Source organism: Pseudomonas sp. 22082 (assembly GCF_052046055.1).
Taxonomy (GTDB): domain Bacteria; phylum Pseudomonadota; class Gammaproteobacteria; order Pseudomonadales; family Pseudomonadaceae; genus Aquipseudomonas; species Aquipseudomonas pharyngis.
Window position 1 is genome coordinate 145217 of sequence record NZ_JBQEQB010000007.1, and the last position, 15946, is coordinate 161162.

Here is a 15946-nt window from a genome sequence, read left to right on the forward strand (position 1 = left end):
ATGCGCAGGTTGAAACATTTGCTAAAGCAAAGTGCTGGGTTATAAATAAATCACGAGCGACGCAGGAAGCCTCCGCATGGAATCGAAAGAAAAACTGTTAATGGAACTGCTGGGCCACACGGCACGCTCATTGACCCACCTCACCGCCTCGATGACCTCGATGTCCTTCGAACTGATGCGCAGCGAAGACGACGTGGTCAAGGCCGCCAGTCGACAGATGATCGACCGTATGGCGACCATCAGCGCCGGGCTCGACGAGCATTGGCGACTGATCGGCGAACTCACCGGCGTCCACGTCGCCCACGAGCAGATCGAGACCATCCAGGAAATCCAGCTGGCCGCGCCGCCACAGCTTCCGGCGAACTGACGCGGGTCTATCGGCCGGCCTGATGGCCGCCGATTCACAAGACGAACGTCGCTGGCGCTGCATCGGGCTGCGGGCCATAGTTTTGTTCCCGCAGGCGTGATTGCCTGCCCAGAACAAGACAGAGACTGGCCATGACCAAGACTCTCCATCACCGTGCCTGCCACCTGTGTGAAGCCATCTGCGGCTTGACCATCGAAACCACCGAAACCGACGGTCAGGTGCAAATCACCTCGATCAAGGGCGATGCTCAGGACACGTTCAGTCGTGGGCACATCTGCCCCAAGGCCGTGGCGCTGCAAGACATCCAGAACGATCCGGATCGCCTGCGCCAGCCCATGCGCCGGGTCGGCAACGAATGGCTGCCCATCGAGTGGGACGAAGCGTTCGAGCTGGTCGCCGAAAAACTCTCGGCGATTCAGGAGCGTCATGGGCAGAACGCGGTTGCCGTGTATCAGGGCAATCCCAGCGTGCATAACTACGGGCTGATGACGCACAGCAATTACTTTCTCGGCCTGTTGAAAACCCGTAACCGCTATTCGGCGACGTCGGTCGATCAACTGCCCCATCACCTGACCAGCTACTTGATGTACGGCCACGGCTTGCTGCTGCCGATCCCGGATATCGATCACACCGATTTCATGCTGATTCTGGGCGGCAATCCGCTGGCGTCCAATGGCAGCATCATGACCGTGCCGGATGTCGAGAAGCGTCTGAAGGCGATTCAGGCCCGGGGCGGCAAAGTGGTGGTGGTCGATCCTCGGCGCAGCGAGACGGCGGCGATGGCCGATCAGCATCTGTTCGTGCGCCCCGGCGGCGATGCGGCGTTGCTGTTTGGTGTGCTCAACACGCTGTTAAGCGAAGGGCTGACATCTGACAGTCATTTGCCGGTGGACGGACTGGACGAAGTTCGCGCGGCGGTAGCGGGTTTCACCGCCGAAGCCATGAGCCCGTTGTGCGCCGTTCCCGCCGAGCAGATCCGCCAACTGGCCCGGGACTTCGCCGCTGCACCAAGTGCCGTTTGCTACGGCCGAATGGGTGTTTCCACTCAGGCCTTCGGCACGCTGTGTCATTGGGTTGTGCAGTTGATCAATCTGGTCACCGGCAACCTGGACCGCGTCGGCGGTGCCTTGTGCACCGAGCCTGCGGTGGATCTGGTGGCGTCGACTTCGGGCGGGCATTTCAACAAATGGCAGAGCCGCGTATCCGGGCGTCCTGAATACGGCGGCGAGTTGCCGGTCTCGGCGCTGGCCGAAGAAATGCTCACCGAAGGCGAGGGCCAGATTCGCGCGCTGATTACCGTCGCTGGCAATCCGGTGTTGTCCACGCCCAACGGCCGGCAACTGGAGCAGGCACTGGACGGGCTGGAGTTTATGGTCAGCGTCGACCTGTACATCAACGAAACCACGCGCTATGCCGACCTGATCCTGCCGTCGACCTCGGCGCTGGAGAACGATCACTACGACACCACCTTCAACCTGTTCGCGGTGCGCAACGTCAGCCGTTTCAATCGGGCGATCCTCGCCAAACCCGAGGGGGCACTGCACGACTGGGAGATCTTCGTCGGCCTGGCCAGGGCCTTTGCCGCGAAGACCGGCAAGGAGCTGAAACCGACGATGCCGCCGGCGAAGATGATCGATATGGGTTTGCGCATGGGCGCCTATGGCGATGCGTCCGAACACAAATTGTCGCTGGCGACGCTTTTCGATCATCCACATGGCGTTGATCTGGGAGCACTGAAGCCCAACCTGACACCGCGATTGAAGACCGCCAATCAACGAGTTCAGGCGGCGCCGCCGGAAATCCTCGCCGACCTGGCGCGCTTCGCCGCGTTGCAGGCGCCGGCCGCCGATGAGCTGTTGATGATCGGCCGCCGTCATGTGCGCAGCAACAATTCGTGGATGCACAATTACCATCGACTGGTGAAGGGCAAACCGCGTCATCAGCTGCTGATGAACCCGGACGATCTCGCCAGTCACGGGCTCAGTGATGGTCAGCTTGTGCGGGTCAGTTCGCGGGTCGGGCAGATCGAGGTCGAGGTGCTGGGCAGCGCGGACATGATGAAAGGCGTGGTCAGCCTGCCGCACGGATGGGGCCACGCCCGTCCTGGTGTGCAGTTGGCGATTGCCAGCGGCCAACCCGGCTCCAGCGCCAATGACCTGACCGATGAATGCCAGCTCGACGAGCTGTCAGGCAATGCGGCGCTCAATGGCGTGCCGGTGACGGTGGCGGCGGCTTGAGCAAGTCTGTCGGGGAGACCGAGCAGCGCGCTCGGGATTCCGTTACAATGCGCCACCGTGCCGACCCATGAGTCGGAAAGTTCAGCCGAGGTGCTCCATGGATATCATCGAAACGATTAAAGAGCAGATTGCCAACAACACCATTCTGCTTTACATGAAAGGCTCGCCGAATGCCCCGCAGTGTGGCTTCTCCGCGAAAGCTGCGCAGGCTGTGATGGGCTGTGGCGAGAAGTTCGCCTACGTCGACATCCTGCAGAACCCGGAAATCCGTGCCAACCTGCCGAAGTACGCCAACTGGCCGACTTTCCCGCAGCTGTGGGTAGCCGGTGAACTGGTCGGCGGCAGCGACATCATGGCTGAAATGTTCGCCAACGGTGAGCTGCAGACCCTGGTCAAGGAAGCATCCGCCAAGGCTGCTGCGGCCAAGTCCGAAGCCTGATTGGCTTCTGCCCGGATTTCGGCGAGCTGAAGTCCGGGCAATAAAAAGCCCCGCCTCTCGAAAGAGGGCGGGGCTTTTTAATGTCTCGAGTTTAGCGCTGGCTGATTACTCGTCTTCGCCCATCTGCGATTGCAGATAGTTCTCAAGACCGACTTTATCGATCAGGCCCAGTTGGGTTTCCAGCCAGTCGATATGTTCTTCCTCGGATTCAAGAATGTCTTCGAGCAGTTCGCGGCTGCCAAAGTCACCGACGGACTCGCAGTGGGCGATGGCGGCCTTCAGGTCAGCATGGCCGGTCTTCTCGATGCGCAGGTCGCATTCCAGCATTTCCTGGGTGTGCTCGCCGATGTGCAGCTTGCCCAGGTCCTGCACGTTCGGCAGGCCTTCGAGGAACAGGATGCGCTTGATCAGCTTGTCCGCGTGCTTCATCTCGTCGATGGATTCGTGGTACTCGTGCTTGCCGAGCTTGTTCAGGCCCCAATCTTCATACATGCGCGCATGCAGGAAGTACTGATTGATCGCGACCAGCTCATTGGCAAGGATCTTGTTGAGATGCTGGATGACTGTTACGTCGCCTTTCATGATGGGAGTCCTGCCCTAAGTAGCGGTATATAAGGCAGAGTTTGAGCTTGGTATTTATAAGTGTCAAACCTAAGTTATTGAATAATAAATGAAAATTAATCGGAATAAGAATGTTTGTGTTCCGCGTCTAGACGCTAAGCAGTTGATTTTCAGGCATAAAAAAACCGGACTTAAGTCCGGTTCTTCGAAATCGGGATAATTACGCGGCTGTAAATTCTGCCGGGTAGGGGATCGCGGCCTGGGCGGTTTGCAGCGTGGTCAGGGTTTCGCGAACCACTTCCTTCGCCAGGCACGCGCATTTGCCGCATTGGCTGGCGACGCCGGTGGCCTGACGGACTTCTTTATAGCTGCAGCAACCTTCATAGATCGCTTCGCGGATTTGTCCGTCGGTGACGCCAGTGCAGAGGCAAACATACATAAGTGAGAACCGTCGCTGGTTGTGACTCAATTGCGATGGATCTTAATGTTAACGAGAATGATTGTCAAAGTGCTTTCCGAAGGGTTTTCATCGCCAACGGCTGTGACTGACGAACGGTGGTGCATGGCTGAATGCCAGCCGGGATTTCGCGAAAAACCGTTAAGGCCAGTCGAAAAACGCAGTGTATGATGGTCGGCCCTTGCGAAGGGGGTTCGTGTCACAGGGCTGTCGCCTGAGGGTGGCAGGCTGGCCCGGACCCTGAACTTCAAGTTTCTACACCAGGAGATATCAATGAGCGTACTCGTAGGCAAACAAGCCCCTGACTTCACCGTCCCGGCCGTACTCGGCAATGGCGAGATCGTTGACAGCTTCACTCTGTCCTCGGCCATCAAAGGCAAATACGGCCTGGTGTTCTTCTACCCGCTGGACTTCACCTTCGTCTGCCCGTCCGAGCTGATCGCCCTGGACAACCGCATGGCCGACTTCAAGGCACGCAACGTAGAAGTGATCGCCGTATCGATCGACTCGCACTTCACCCACAATGCCTGGCGCAACACCCCGGTCAACAATGGCGGCATCGGCCAGGTGAAATACACCATGGCTGCCGACATGAAGCACGACATCGCCAAGGCCTACGACGTTGAGTCCGAAGGCGGCGTGGCTTTCCGTGGCGCGTTCCTGATCGACGACAAAGGCGTTGTCCGCTCGCAGATCGTCAACGACCTGCCGCTGGGCCGTAACATGGAAGAGCTGATCCGTCTGGTCGACGCTCTGCAATTCCACGAAGAGCACGGCGAAGTCTGCCCTGCCAACTGGAAAAAAGGCGACAAAGGCATGAACGCTTCGCCAGAAGGCGTTGCGGCTTACCTGACCGAGAACGCGGCTGCCCTGTAAGGCGCATCGTCGAGGTACAAAAAAACCGGCTCTTGAGCCGGTTTTTTCATGCGCGGGATTTAACCCGGCGACCCTCAGTCGTCGAAATCTTCCCAGCCGCCCATCTGTTTCCAGCGGTTGACGATGCCGCAGAACAGCTCGGCCGTCTTCTCGGTATCGTAACGCGCCGAATGCGCTTCACGACCATCGAAGTCGATGTCGGCTGCCTGACAGGCCTTGGCCAACACGGTTTGACCGTAAGCCAGACCGGCGAGGGTCGCGGTGTCGAAGCTGGAGAACGGGTGGAACGGATTGCGCTTCATGTCCAGCCGCGCGACGGCCGCGTTGAGGAAGCCCAGATCGAAGCTGCTGTTGTGGCCGACCAGAATCGCCCGCTTGCAGCCGTTGGCCTTCAAGGCCTTGCGCACGCCACGGAAGATGTCGGTCAGCGCCGTCTCTTCGCTGACGGCCATGCGCAACGGGTGATCGAGCTTGATCCCGGTGAACTCCAGTGCCGCCGCTTCAACGTTGGCGCCTTCGAACGGCTCGACGCGGAAGAAGTAGGTGTGATCCGGATAGACAAAACCCTTTTCATCCATGGCGATGGTGGTCGCGGCAATCTCCAGCAGAGCGTCGGTGGCCGAGTTGAAGCCACCGGTTTCTACGTCGACGACAACCGGCAGGTAGCCGCGAAAGCGTGCTGCCATTGGATGGCGGGAACCACCACCACCTTGACCGTCCAGTTCGTCGTCGAAATGGTCTTCACTCACGCGTGTTCCTCCAGCAGGCGCCAGCGCAGTTTTTCACCGGCGCGCAGCGGGATAACGGTCAGCTCGCCGAAAGGCAGGCTGGTCGGGGCGGTCCATTCGTCACGAACCAGGGTGATGCGATCGGTGTTTGCCGGCAGGCCGTAAAAACGTGGGCCGTTGAGACTGGCGAACGCTTCGAGCTTGTCCAGGGCATTGCGCTGTTCGAAGGCTTCGGCATACAGCTCGATGGCGGCGTACGCGGTGTAGCAGCCGGCGCAGCCGCAGGCGGCTTCCTTGGCGTGCTGGGCGTGCGGCGCCGAGTCGGTGCCGAGGAAGAACTTCGCGCTGCCGCTGGTGGCGGCGTCGAGCAGGGCTTCCTGGTGTGTGTTGCGCTTGAGGATCGGCAGGCAATAGAAGTGCGGCCGGATCCCGCCCACCAGCATGTGGTTGCGGTTGTAGAGCAGGTGATGCGCGGTGATCGTTGCGCCGACGTTTGCGGACGCCTCGTTGACGAACTGCACGGCATCGCCGGTGGTGATGTGTTCGAACACCACTTTCAGCGTCGGGAAACGCTCGACCACGCGGCGCATGTGCTCGTCGATGAAGATTTTTTCGCGGTCGAACACGTCGACGTCGCCACGGGTGACTTCACCGTGGATCAACAGCGGCATGCCGACTTCGGCCATGGCTTCCAGCGCCGGGAAAATCTTGTCGATGCTGGTGACCCCGGAATCGGAGTTGGTGGTGGCGCCGGCCGGGTACAGCTTGGCGGCGTGCACGAAACCGCTGGCCTTGGCCTCACGGATTTCTTCGGGCTGGGTGCGGTCGGTGAGGTACAGCACCATCAGCGGCTCGAAACGACTGCCAGCCGGGCGGGCAGCGAGAATCCGCTGGCGATAGCCGCCGGCTTCAGCGGCGTTGCGCACCGGAGGTACCAGGTTGGGCATGATGATCGCGCGACCAAAGGTGCGCGCGACATCCGCAACGGTGTTGGTCAACACGGCACCATCGCGAAGATGAATGTGCCAGTCGTCGGGACGCAGCAGGGTCAGGCGGTCGGACATGAGGGGATTCCAGGCGGGTCAAACTGAGGCGAATGCTACCGGAAAAGACTCTTGCAGGCACTCGCTATCAAGTTTTGCGACGAGCGTCCGATATCCCATAGGTATGCCGTAAAGATGTATGTCTCGGTCTTTTTTGTTGTAGAAGCCAATGGAGCCTCCCGTGCGCCAGCGATATTTAGCCTTGCTCAGTGTGTTTGCCAGCCTTCCCGCGATGGCACTGACCTACCAGACCCGTCTGGAGAACATTGAGTGGACGGTCGAGGGCGACAAGTTCGAGTGCCGTCTGACGCAGCCGATCACCGACTTCGGCTCGGGGCAGTTCGTGCGCAAGGCCGGTGAGCAGGCGACCTTTCGCCTGAACGCCTACAACGCCATGCTCGGCGGCGGTTCGGCAACCTTGCTGGCCGCGGCAGCGCCGTGGCAGCCGGGGCGTGGCGACATCAATCTGGGCACGGTTCGACTGGGCAGCGGCAACGTGCTGTTCAACAGTTCTCAATCCCAGGCCGGGCAACTGATCAGCGGTTTGATGGATGGTCGCAGCCCCGTGGTGCGCCGGGCCTCGGGCGATGGTCGGGTGTCTGAAGTGCGCCTGTTGCCGGTCAAGTTCAGCAAGGCGTTCAATGACTATCAGACCTGCGTGGCGAAACTGCTCCCGCAGAATTTCGATCAGGTCAAACAATCGCAGATCGGCTTCCCCGGCGAAGGCATCGAACTGGACGCCGCCGCCAAGGCCAAGCTGCAAGTGATGCTCGAGTACATGAAGGCCGATCCGACGGTCAATCACATTGAGCTCGACGGCCACTCCGACAACAGCGGCAATCGCCTGACCAATCGCGAGCTGTCGCGCCGCCGCGCGCTGGCCGTGGTCGACTTCTTCAAGGCCAACGGCATCCAGGAATCGCAGATCACCGTGCGTTTCCATGGCGAACGCTACCCGTTGGTCCCGAACACCAATGCCGCCAACCGGGCCAAGAACCGCCGGGTCAACGTGCACCTGGCGCGGGTGGCACCGACTACCGCACCGGCGCCTCAGGCCAGCACTCCGGCCAACACGGCGGCGACTTCCTGACCTGCCGGTCATCGTCGCCCTCTCGACAGATTCTGTCGCTTTGTCGTCTTAAGCTGTCGCGCCTCTGTAAATTATCGCGTTTGGGCGGTAGACTCCTCGGCTTTCCGTAGAACCCCGTGGAGTGATGGCATGGCGGACGTAAACAAGGTCGTTCTGGCGTATTCCGGCGGCCTGGACACTTCGGTGATCCTCAAGTGGCTGCAGGATACTTATAACTGTGAAGTCGTGACCTTCACCGCTGACCTGGGTCAGGGCGAAGAGGTCGAGCCGGCTCGCGCCAAGGCGCAGGCCATGGGCGTCAAAGAAATCTACATCGACGACCTGCGCGAAGAATTCGTGCGTGACTTCGTGTTCCCGATGTTCCGCGCCAACACCGTTTACGAAGGCGAGTACCTGCTGGGTACTTCCATCGCGCGTCCGCTGATCGCCAAGCGTCTGATCGAAATCGCCAACGAAACCGGCGCCGACGCCATTTCCCACGGCGCCACCGGCAAAGGCAACGACCAGGTGCGTTTCGAACTGGGTGCCTACGCACTCAAGCCAGGCGTGAAAGTAATTGCTCCATGGCGCGAGTGGGACCTGCTGTCCCGCGAGAAGCTGATGGACTACGCCGAGAAGCACGCGATCCCGATCGAGCGTCACGGCAAGAAGAAATCTCCGTACTCGATGGACGCCAACCTGCTGCACATCTCCTATGAAGGCGGCGTGCTGGAAGACACCTGGACCGAGCACGAAGAAGATATGTGGCGCTGGACCGTCTCCCCGGAGAAGGCTCCTGACACTCCGCAATATTTGGAACTGACCTACCGCAACGGCGACATCGTCGCGCTGGACGGCGTCGAAATGACCCCGGCCACCGTACTGGCGACCCTGAACAAGATCGGTGGCGAGCACGGCATCGGTCGTCTCGACATCGTCGAGAACCGTTACGTTGGCATGAAGTCCCGTGGCTGCTACGAAACTCCGGGCGGCACCATCATGCTGCGCGCTCACCGCGCAATCGAGTCGATTACCCTGGACCGCGAAGTCGCTCACCTCAAAGACGAGCTGATGCCGAAATACGCCAGCCTGATCTACACCGGCTACTGGTGGAGCCCTGAGCGTCTGATGCTGCAACAGATGATCGACGCTTCCCAGGTCAACGTGAATGGCGTCGTGCGCCTGAAACTGTACAAGGGCAACGTGATCGTGACCGGCCGCAAGTCCGACGATTCGCTGTTCGACGCCAACATCGCGACCTTCGAAGAAGACGGCGGCGCCTACAACCAGGCCGATGCGGCGGGCTTCATCAAGCTCAACGCACTGCGCATGCGCATCGCTGCCAACAAGGGCCGCAAGTTGTTCTGAATCGTTTGGTTCGGATGTGAAACAAAGGCCTTGTCGTAAGACAAGGCCTTTGTGTTTCTGGGCGCTCCGTTCTTCAAACTGATCCGGATCTGTATTTTCGTTGCGGTTGCTGTGCCCGTCTTCTGCAGCGCGTTCAAACCTTTTCCACCTGGATCATACTCATTGAATCCACGTCGTAAGCAATGCAGTAGGTAGTTCCGGCAGCCTTCTTTGCTTGTTTAAACGATTTTAAGACGTTTTCTGTTAATGAAACGTCCGATATCGAGCGGGTCAGGAACAGGAATATTCTGAGCGAGTGCTTGGAAGAGGGTGGGATTTTTTTCAATAGCGCGTCTGTGTCAAATTCGACACTTCGTCCCCTGATATCAACGATATATAGCGTAGTGAAAGATTTTTGCAGTTTTACTGTGTGCAATTCTATATCGGGCTGAGTCGCTGTTTCATGCAAGTGGGATGCAGTTTCCTCAAAAGCCTTTAAAAAGCTGTCGTCGTTTTCAAAATCCGAAGGTGCATAAAGGGACCGATAGTTGAAATTAAGGGTTATGAAGAAAAGGAACGACAGGAAAAAAGGAAAACTGATTAGAAGCCAGATGTAGATCTTCCGGTCTTCGTTATCCAGAAAGGGCAAGGAAACCGCTGCGGAAGTCTCGGTTATCAATGCAAATACGGCGATAATGTTTATGGGGTTGTTGATCTTTCTGTCGGTTTTTAACATGTGCTCTGCTCATGAAGTTGTTGGTCTCGTTATGGGGTTTCTAATGATTTGTATAGCGGGCTGTCAGATTGATGGTCTGACGCTGGTTAGTTGGTGTTTATCGGAAATGTCGTTGAATTAATATAGGTATGTTGTTTCTGGTTTTTATTTCTTTTGGTTGGTTTTTTTGTTGGGGGGCTTTGTCAAGATATTGTCGAGTTTCGAACGGTTGGGTGGCGGGTTTTATGTTCTTCAAGACTGTCATTTTTCTCGTGGTCCTTTTCTGTAGGAAAAATCTTTATTGGCTGTAGGAGTTGTCTCTTGATGCCGGTATGAATGAACTTCTCCATGCCATGAGTGAAATGACTGCGTTATTGTGCCGGTTCTAAAAATTCGAACAGCGAAACTGGACTTGCCCATGAATAAAGTGCTGATCGTGGATGATCACCCCGTCATTCGTCTTGCGGTGCGTATGCTGATGGAACGTCATGGCTACGAAGTCATTGCAGAAACCGACAATGGAGTGGATGCATTACAACTTGCCCGTGATCAGATGCCGGATATCGTAATACTGGATATCGGCATACCGAAACTGGATGGACTGGAAGTCATTGCGCGTCTTACGACAAGTGCGATGCCGTTGAAGGTGCTCGTGCTGACATCCCAGTCGCCTGGGCACTTTTCCATGCGCTGCATGCAATCGGGGGCGGCGGGTTATGTTTGCAAGCAACAGGATCTGACGGAGTTGCTGAGTGCAATCAAGGCGGTACTGTCCGGATACAGCTATTTTCCGAATCAGGCGTTGCATACGGTGAGGACCAGCCTGGGAAACGCCAGCGAGGCCGATATGGTGGATCGCCTGTCCGGGCGTGAAATGATGGTGTTGCAGCAACTGGCGCGCGGCAAGACCAACAAGGAAATCGCCGACGGGATGTTCCTCAGTAACAAGACCGTGAGTACCTACAAGACCCGATTGCTTTTAAAGCTCAATGCGCGGTCGCTGGTGGATCTGATTGAGTTGGCGCAGCGGAACGGCCTGGTCTGAGAGTTTCTGTGGCTGACGGATCATGGGCGGATCGGAATCAGCGTATGCCAGAAAGAGAAAAGCCTCCGTTTCGGGAGGCTTTCAAATATCAGAGATCAAAGTCGTAATCGGCCAATTGCTTCTGCAGTCGGCGCTCCTCAAGCAGGTTGTCGATGGTTCGGCGCTTGCTGAGATTGGTCTTGGCAACTTCAACCACCGGTTCGGCGTCTTCGGCTTCGGCAGCGATGAAATCGTCGTCTACATCCAGTTGTTCTTTGCTGTCAGTCATAAGGTCAACTCCAGGCTAAGACTGCCTTTGGCGCCCCTTATATCGATATTCCAGCAGATGGTAAAAAAGATTTTTTCAATCGATAAATCAATAACTCCAATAGCCGCTCAATCGTCGGAAGTCTTGTGCTTGTACTCGCACAAATCTTCGATCCGACAGCTGCCACAGCGGGGCTTGCGTGCCAGACACACATAGCGTCCGTGAAGAATGAGCCAGTGGTGCGAGTCGAGCAGGTATTCCTTTGGCACGAACTTCATCAGCTTCTTTTCCACCTCGACCACATTTTTTCCCGGTGCAATGCCGGTGCGGTTGCTGACCCGGAAAATGTGGGTGTCAACGGCCATGGTCAACTGTCGGAACGCAGTGTTGAGCACGACATTGGCAGTTTTGCGGCCAACGCCCGGCAAGGCCTCCAGTTCTTCGCGAGTCTGCGGGACTTCGCCATTGTGCAGCTCGACCAGGAGACGACAGGTCTCGATCACGTTTTTGGCCTTGCTGTTATAGAGGCCGATGGTCTTGATGTATTCGGACAGACCTTCAACGCCTAGCGCGTGAATGGCCGCCGGCGTGTTCGCCACCGGGAACAGCTTGGCCGTTGCCTTGTTCACCCCGACATCCGTCGATTGCGCGGACAGAATCACTGCGATCAACAGTTCGAAAGGCGAAGAATAGGCCAGCTCGGTCTTGGGTTCGGGGTTGTCCTCGTGAAACCGGCGGAAGATCTCCAGACGTTTTGCGGCATTCATGGGTGATGCGTTTCCTCGGGTAGGTCGGCAGGGCGAGTCCAGGCCTGACGGGCGGCCAGTAACAGTCCAAGCAATATGAAGGCGCCGGGAGCCAGCGTCGCGAAATGAAGACTGTCGCCGAACAGAATCAAACCTTGCCAGTGTTCCGACAAATGATGGCCGATGCTGCCCTGACCGATCAGCTCACGCAACATCGCAAGCGCAATCATCAGCGCGACAAACAGCCCGCACTGTTTCAGACGTTCACGTACAGGCTGGCGAAAAAATCCATCGTGCTCCAGCACGACGCACTGCAAGCCAATCAACCCGGCATAAAGACTGATCAGTTGATGCCACTGCAGCGCACCGCGTTGCAGAACAATATCGGCGCAGCCCGCAAGGGTTGCGGCCAGCACCAGGCTGACCGGCAACAGGCTCTCGCTGCTCAGGCGCGAGCGCAGCGGTGCCATGCACAAACTGTAAACGCCCACGACAACCGTAAACATCAACAGCGTCGCCAGCGCACCCGCCACGGAGTCGGTGGCACCGATCAACAGCACCAGCATCATTGAATTGGACAGAGTCGCTGACGTATTCATTGCGCGCTCCCGAGCAGGGTGGTCCGGTGTTCATCGAAATAACGCAGGGCATCGTGGAGTGCGTTGATCGCCGCACGAGACGTAATGGTTGCGCCCGCGATCTGGTCGAATTGCCCCTGATCCTTCTTCAAGGCCCACCCGGCGTCCGTCGGTTGGTTGCTCGATTTTCCGCTAAAGGTCTGAAGCCAGCTATTTGGCCAGTCGCCGATATGTCCACCCAGCGAAGGCGTTTCGTTTTGCTCGAGGGTTTTGACACCGAGCAATCGACCGTTGGCGTCGATGGCAATCAGCAACTGGATATTGCCGGCATAACCTTGGGCCTGGCTGCGTAACAGCACCGCCACGGGTTGGCCGCTTTTGCTCGCCCGATAAGTGCCCAGCAACTGACTGTGGCTCAGGTTGATGTCGGTCAGCGCCAGAGGTTGTTCAAGCGGCTGATTGTCGTAACTGTCGGCCGGAAGCACGTCCAACAGCTTGCGACTTTCAAGCAGACGCTGTTCGGCGGCGATCTGCGGTGCGTTGCTGCGTTGCACCAACCACGTCACGCCGATGCCCAACGCAGTAATCAAAGCCAGTGTGATCAGGCTGCTCGTGCGATTCATGGCGCCACCTGCGCCTGACGGGCCATGGCGAAACGCTCAAGCGCCGGCACGCACAGGTTCATCAGCAGCACGGCAAACGCCACGCCGTCGGGGTAACCACCCCAGGTGCGAATCACATAAGTCAGCAACCCCACGCCGACGCCGAACAGCAGGCGGGCGAGCGGACTTTTGGCGCCCGACACCGGTTCAGTGACGATGAAGAACGCCCCCAGCATCGTCGCGCCGCTCAGCAGGTGAAACAGTGGCGAGCCGTGGGAGTCCGATCCCGAACCGTTCCAGCACAACAGGCTGATCACGAACAGGCTGGCGAGCATGCCGACCGGCGCGTGCCAGCCAAACACCCGACGCTGCAACAGCAACAACCCACCGCCGAGGAACGCCAGGTTCACCCATTCGACGCCGTGCCCGCCAACGCGACCGAACGCCGGATCGCCGGCAAACAGTTCATCCATGGTCAGGCTTTTATTGATGCGCAGACTGTCCAGCGCGGTGGCCTGAACCCAGGCGTCCGGTTGCGCGCCCAGATTGAACACCTGGCCAAAAGCCGCCGTCAGCTCCATGCCGTGGGCCGGCCAGTGGGTCATCGGCTGAGGGAACATCACCATGGCCAAGGCAAAGCCGAGCATGGCCGGATTGAAAGGGTTTCGGCCCACGCCACCGTACAGATGTTTGCCCAGCAGCAGGCCCGAGGCGATCGCCGTGACCGTCAGCCACCACGGGCAATAGGGCGGCAGCGCGATCGCCAGCAGCGTGGCGCTGACCACCGCGCTGCCATCGCTCAAGGTGGACTGCAGCGGTTGCCGGCGCAGATAAGTCACGGCAGCTTCAACACCCAAGGCCGTGACGACGGACAGGATCAGGTTGATCAACACGCCCCAGCCGTAAAACCAGAACAACGCCAGCCATCCCGGCAATGTCGCCAGCAAAACCAGCTTCATTGCCTGTTGCAGGCGCTCGTCTCTGGTTTCAATGGATGACATGGGCTTGTACCTGCCGCTCTGCTTCTTGCAGGCGGGCGCGGGCCTTTTCGAGGATGTCGGCGGGCGTGCCGTCGCGCCGTTGCAGTTTGTTCAGGTCGGCGCGAGCGTAGGCCAGTTCGGTTTTCAGCTGACGCAGCTGATCGTCGATCGGACGTTTCTCGACACGCACAAGCTCGGGCGCCGGTTGATCACTGGCGGCTTCGGCGCTGTGCAGGGCCTGTTCAGCGTCACGCAGCGCTTGCTCCAGTAAGGCGATCTCGGCTGGCGGGGCCTCTGCGGTTTGCGCTTTTTTCAGTTCGGCACGGCGCATCGCCAACTGGATTTTCGCCCGTTTCAGATCGGCGTCCTTTGCCGGGGCGGCCACGACCGGCGCAGGTGCCGCGCTGCTTTCCAGCTTCGCAAGTGCCTGTTCGGCCGCTTCGAACTGTTGTTGCAGGACGATCAGTTGCGATTGCTGATCGAAGGTCGGCGGATGACCGAAGGCCTTGAGCGACTTGTTCAATTGCGCCCGACTCATGGCCACGTCGATCTTGGCTTTTTTCAGCGCAGCATCGGCGGTCGCGGCTTTTTGTGCGCGCACCCGTTCCAGCGCTGCCTGCACCGGATCGAGCGTGGTGGCGGCGACTTCGACCTGGGCCGCGCGCTGCGCCCGGGCTTCGCGTTCGGCCTGCTTCTGCTGTTCTTCACGTTGCAGGCGAGCATTGCGTCGTTCGAAACGCTGGCGGGCGTGATCCCGTTTGGCCGCACGAGCCTGTTGTTCTTCAAGGCTGGTGGCCAGACCACCCACCACCGGCAGCGTGCCGAGCGGCAACGGGTGCATTTCGATGCAGTCGACCGGGCAGGGCGCCACGCACAGATCGCAACCGGTGCATTCGTCGATGATGACGGTGTGCATCAGCTTCGCCGCGCCGACGATGGCGTCGATCGGGCAGGCCTGGATGCACTTGGTGCAGCCGATGCATTCGGCCTCGCGGATGTAGGCCACTTGCGGCGGCGCCGAACCGCGACTGGTGTCCAGCTCCAGCACCGGGATTTTCAACAGTTCGGCCAGCGCCGCGATGGTTTCGTCGCCACCCGGCGGGCACTTGTTGATCGGCTCGCCGTTGGCGATGCCTTCAGCGTAGGGTTTGCATCCGGGATGGCCGCACTTGCCGCATTGGGTCTGCGGCAGCAGGGCATCGATGCGTTGAATCAGACTCATGTTTTGATCAGTCCACTGAATCCGAGAAAAGCCACGGCCATCAGTCCGGCGCCGATCAACAGGATCGGCAGGCCACGAAAGGGCAGGGGAATATCGTTGTCGGCTGTGCGTTCGCGCAAATCGTTGAACAGGCTCAACACCAGCCAGAAACCCAAGCCGGCGCCAAGGCTCAGCGCTGTGGCATGCAACAGACCCGTGTCCGCTTGCGCGTTGATCAGCGTCAGTCCCAGCACACCGGCATTGCCCAGCAGCAGCGGCCACAAACCATCGAATGGCAGAGCGGGGAGCCAATACGCCAACAGCTTCAGCAACGGCGTGATCAGCAAGATGCTCAACGGCATAAACACAAACAGGCGCAGGAATTCCAGTTGCAACGGCACCAGCAGCCAATGCCAGAGCACGTAACCCGCCACACCGACAAGCAGCATCAGACACAACGTCGCCAGCCCCAGCGCATGCACTTGTCGACGCTCACTGCCCAGCAGCGGATCGACACCCAGCGGCCAGTGCAACACGAAGTTGTTGATCAGCGCAGCACTGAAGAGCGTAAGCACGAGTTCGGTCATGGTTCTGCCGGCAGGAACGGGCCTGTGTCACTTAAGGTTAGGCATTATCCGGCAGCCGTGGAGGGCGGGCCAGATATGAAAAATCCCACAGGCGCACGGAGCACGCCTGTGGGATCTGTCA

At 58.7% G+C, this 15946-nt stretch carries 19 protein-coding genes; 7 read left to right on the forward strand and 12 right to left on the reverse strand.

Going from position 1 to position 15946, the window contains the following annotated elements; genetic code table 11:
- Nucleotides 1-76: 76 nt before the first annotated feature.
- The 3 genes from ACTJK9_RS10685 to grxD all read left to right on the forward strand — a co-directional run bounded on the left by ACTJK9_RS10685 (nt 77) and on the right by grxD (nt 3043).
- Nucleotides 77-367, forward strand: a complete 291-nt coding sequence (locus ACTJK9_RS10685; protein WP_085610874.1) for a hypothetical protein — start codon at nt 77-79, stop codon at nt 365-367.
- A gap of 131 nt (nt 368-498) precedes the next feature.
- Entirely contained in the window at nt 499-2604 is a 2106-nt protein-coding gene (locus tag ACTJK9_RS10690; RefSeq protein ID WP_440813730.1) for a molybdopterin oxidoreductase family protein, read from the forward strand.
- 97 nt (nt 2605-2701) lie between these two features.
- The gene (grxD, locus tag ACTJK9_RS10695) at nt 2702-3043 is read left to right on the forward strand and encodes a Grx4 family monothiol glutaredoxin (RefSeq protein ID WP_039765841.1); all 342 of its coding nucleotides are present in this window, start codon (nt 2702-2704) and stop codon (nt 3041-3043) included.
- Between the two features lie 105 nt (nt 3044-3148).
- Here the strand turns inward: grxD and bfr are convergent, their stop codons facing one another.
- Together bfr and ACTJK9_RS10705 are read right to left on the reverse strand one after the other, a co-directional pair.
- Complete coding sequence (bfr, locus tag ACTJK9_RS10700) at nt 3149-3625, reverse strand: bacterioferritin (protein WP_064599145.1); 477 nt, start codon at nt 3623-3625, stop codon at nt 3149-3151.
- A 199-nt stretch (nt 3626-3824) separates the two neighbouring features.
- Nucleotides 3825-4043, reverse strand: a complete 219-nt coding sequence (locus ACTJK9_RS10705; protein WP_085610872.1) for a bacterioferritin-associated ferredoxin — start codon at nt 4041-4043, stop codon at nt 3825-3827.
- Nucleotides 4044-4334: 291 nt separating this feature from the next.
- On the opposite strand from ACTJK9_RS10705, the gene ACTJK9_RS10710 reads away from it, so the two are divergent.
- On the forward strand, nt 4335-4937 hold the full coding sequence (locus tag ACTJK9_RS10710) for a peroxiredoxin (protein WP_007953195.1): 603 nt from the start codon (nt 4335-4337) through the stop codon (nt 4935-4937).
- A 74-nt stretch (nt 4938-5011) separates the two neighbouring features.
- Here the strand turns inward: ACTJK9_RS10710 and rnt are convergent, their stop codons facing one another.
- On the reverse strand, nt 5012-5686 hold the full coding sequence (rnt, locus tag ACTJK9_RS10715; protein WP_007953196.1) for a ribonuclease T: 675 nt from the start codon (nt 5684-5686) through the stop codon (nt 5012-5014).
- Complete coding sequence (gene pyrC / locus ACTJK9_RS10720) at nt 5683-6729, reverse strand: dihydroorotase (protein ID WP_085610870.1); 1047 nt, start codon at nt 6727-6729, stop codon at nt 5683-5685. The genes rnt and pyrC overlap by 4 nt, the downstream gene beginning before the upstream one ends.
- A 160-nt stretch (nt 6730-6889) precedes the next feature.
- Here pyrC and ACTJK9_RS10725 point away from each other — a divergent pair, with 160 nt between their 5' ends.
- Both ACTJK9_RS10725 and ACTJK9_RS10730 read left to right on the forward strand, forming a co-directional pair.
- The gene (locus ACTJK9_RS10725) at nt 6890-7798 is read left to right on the forward strand and encodes a flagellar protein MotY (RefSeq protein WP_007953200.1); all 909 of its coding nucleotides are present in this window, start codon (nt 6890-6892) and stop codon (nt 7796-7798) included.
- A 129-nt stretch (nt 7799-7927) separates the two neighbouring features.
- The gene (locus ACTJK9_RS10730; protein ID WP_007953201.1) at nt 7928-9145 is read left to right on the forward strand and encodes an argininosuccinate synthase; all 1218 of its coding nucleotides are present in this window, start codon (nt 7928-7930) and stop codon (nt 9143-9145) included.
- 133 nt (nt 9146-9278) lie between these two features.
- Here the strand turns inward: ACTJK9_RS10730 and ACTJK9_RS10735 are convergent, their stop codons facing one another.
- Nucleotides 9279-9860, reverse strand: coding sequence for a hypothetical protein (locus tag ACTJK9_RS10735; protein ID WP_085610869.1), 582 nt, complete (start codon nt 9858-9860; stop codon nt 9279-9281).
- 397 nt (nt 9861-10257) lie between these two features.
- On the opposite strand from ACTJK9_RS10735, the gene ACTJK9_RS10740 reads away from it, so the two are divergent.
- Nucleotides 10258-10884, forward strand: coding sequence for a response regulator transcription factor (locus tag ACTJK9_RS10740; protein WP_007953203.1), 627 nt, complete (start codon nt 10258-10260; stop codon nt 10882-10884).
- A gap of 88 nt (nt 10885-10972) precedes the next feature.
- Here ACTJK9_RS10740 and ACTJK9_RS10745 read toward each other — a convergent pair whose 3' ends face one another.
- The 7 genes from ACTJK9_RS10745 to ACTJK9_RS10775 all read right to left on the reverse strand — a co-directional run bounded on the left by ACTJK9_RS10745 (nt 10973) and on the right by ACTJK9_RS10775 (nt 15825).
- Complete coding sequence (locus tag ACTJK9_RS10745) at nt 10973-11152, reverse strand: PA3496 family putative envelope integrity protein (RefSeq protein ID WP_039765850.1); 180 nt, start codon at nt 11150-11152, stop codon at nt 10973-10975.
- A gap of 107 nt (nt 11153-11259) precedes the next feature.
- Nucleotides 11260-11898 (reverse strand): endonuclease III, encoded by a 639-nt coding sequence (gene nth, locus ACTJK9_RS10750; RefSeq protein ID WP_039765852.1) that lies wholly within the window; start codon nt 11896-11898, stop codon nt 11260-11262.
- Nucleotides 11895-12476, reverse strand: coding sequence for an Rnf-Nqr domain containing protein (locus ACTJK9_RS10755; RefSeq protein ID WP_221398026.1), 582 nt, complete (start codon nt 12474-12476; stop codon nt 11895-11897). Before ACTJK9_RS10755 ends, nth begins: the two co-directional genes overlap by 4 nt.
- Nucleotides 12473-13078: an RnfABCDGE type electron transport complex subunit G gene (locus ACTJK9_RS10760; RefSeq protein ID WP_440813738.1), complete on the reverse strand. Its 606-nt coding sequence runs from the start codon at nt 13076-13078 to the stop codon at nt 12473-12475. Before ACTJK9_RS10760 ends, ACTJK9_RS10755 begins: the two co-directional genes overlap by 4 nt.
- On the reverse strand, nt 13075-14058 hold the full coding sequence (locus ACTJK9_RS10765) for an RnfABCDGE type electron transport complex subunit D (protein WP_440813741.1): 984 nt from the start codon (nt 14056-14058) through the stop codon (nt 13075-13077). Before ACTJK9_RS10765 ends, ACTJK9_RS10760 begins: the two co-directional genes overlap by 4 nt.
- On the reverse strand, nt 14045-15259 hold the full coding sequence (gene rsxB / locus ACTJK9_RS10770; RefSeq protein ID WP_440813743.1) for an electron transport complex subunit RsxB: 1215 nt from the start codon (nt 15257-15259) through the stop codon (nt 14045-14047). The genes ACTJK9_RS10765 and rsxB overlap by 14 nt, the downstream gene beginning before the upstream one ends.
- Entirely contained in the window at nt 15256-15825 is a 570-nt protein-coding gene (locus tag ACTJK9_RS10775; RefSeq protein WP_103387009.1) for an electron transport complex protein RnfA, read from the reverse strand. The genes rsxB and ACTJK9_RS10775 overlap by 4 nt, the downstream gene beginning before the upstream one ends.
- Nucleotides 15826-15946 lie beyond the last annotated feature (121 nt).

Coding starts and splice junctions, on each gene's coding strand:
- pyrC (WP_085610870.1), bottom strand. CDS start 6,729: ATGTCCGACCGCCTGACCCTGCTGCGTCCCGACGACTGGCACATTCAT.
- ACTJK9_RS10735 (WP_085610869.1), bottom strand. CDS start 9,860: ATGTTAAAAACCGACAGAAAGATCAACAACCCCATAAACATTATCGCC.
- ACTJK9_RS10740 (WP_007953203.1), top strand. CDS start 10,258: ATGAATAAAGTGCTGATCGTGGATGATCACCCCGTCATTCGTCTTGCG.
- ACTJK9_RS10730 (WP_007953201.1), top strand. CDS start 7,928: ATGGCGGACGTAAACAAGGTCGTTCTGGCGTATTCCGGCGGCCTGGAC.
- ACTJK9_RS10705 (WP_085610872.1), bottom strand. CDS start 4,043: ATGTATGTTTGCCTCTGCACTGGCGTCACCGACGGACAAATCCGCGAA.
- ACTJK9_RS10745 (WP_039765850.1), bottom strand. CDS start 11,152: ATGACTGACAGCAAAGAACAACTGGATGTAGACGACGATTTCATCGCT.
- bfr (WP_064599145.1), bottom strand. CDS start 3,625: ATGAAAGGCGACGTAACAGTCATCCAGCATCTCAACAAGATCCTTGCC.
- ACTJK9_RS10765 (WP_440813741.1), bottom strand. CDS start 14,058: ATGTCATCCATTGAAACCAGAGACGAGCGCCTGCAACAGGCAATGAAG.
- nth (WP_039765852.1), bottom strand. CDS start 11,898: ATGAATGCCGCAAAACGTCTGGAGATCTTCCGCCGGTTTCACGAGGAC.
- ACTJK9_RS10755 (WP_221398026.1), bottom strand. CDS start 12,476: ATGAATACGTCAGCGACTCTGTCCAATTCAATGATGCTGGTGCTGTTG.
- ACTJK9_RS10710 (WP_007953195.1), top strand. CDS start 4,335: ATGAGCGTACTCGTAGGCAAACAAGCCCCTGACTTCACCGTCCCGGCC.
- grxD (WP_039765841.1), top strand. CDS start 2,702: ATGGATATCATCGAAACGATTAAAGAGCAGATTGCCAACAACACCATT.
- ACTJK9_RS10775 (WP_103387009.1), bottom strand. CDS start 15,825: ATGACCGAACTCGTGCTTACGCTCTTCAGTGCTGCGCTGATCAACAAC.
- rsxB (WP_440813743.1), bottom strand. CDS start 15,259: ATGAGTCTGATTCAACGCATCGATGCCCTGCTGCCGCAGACCCAATGC.
- ACTJK9_RS10760 (WP_440813738.1), bottom strand. CDS start 13,078: ATGAATCGCACGAGCAGCCTGATCACACTGGCTTTGATTACTGCGTTG.
- ACTJK9_RS10690 (WP_440813730.1), top strand. CDS start 499: ATGACCAAGACTCTCCATCACCGTGCCTGCCACCTGTGTGAAGCCATC.
- ACTJK9_RS10685 (WP_085610874.1), top strand. CDS start 77: ATGGAATCGAAAGAAAAACTGTTAATGGAACTGCTGGGCCACACGGCA.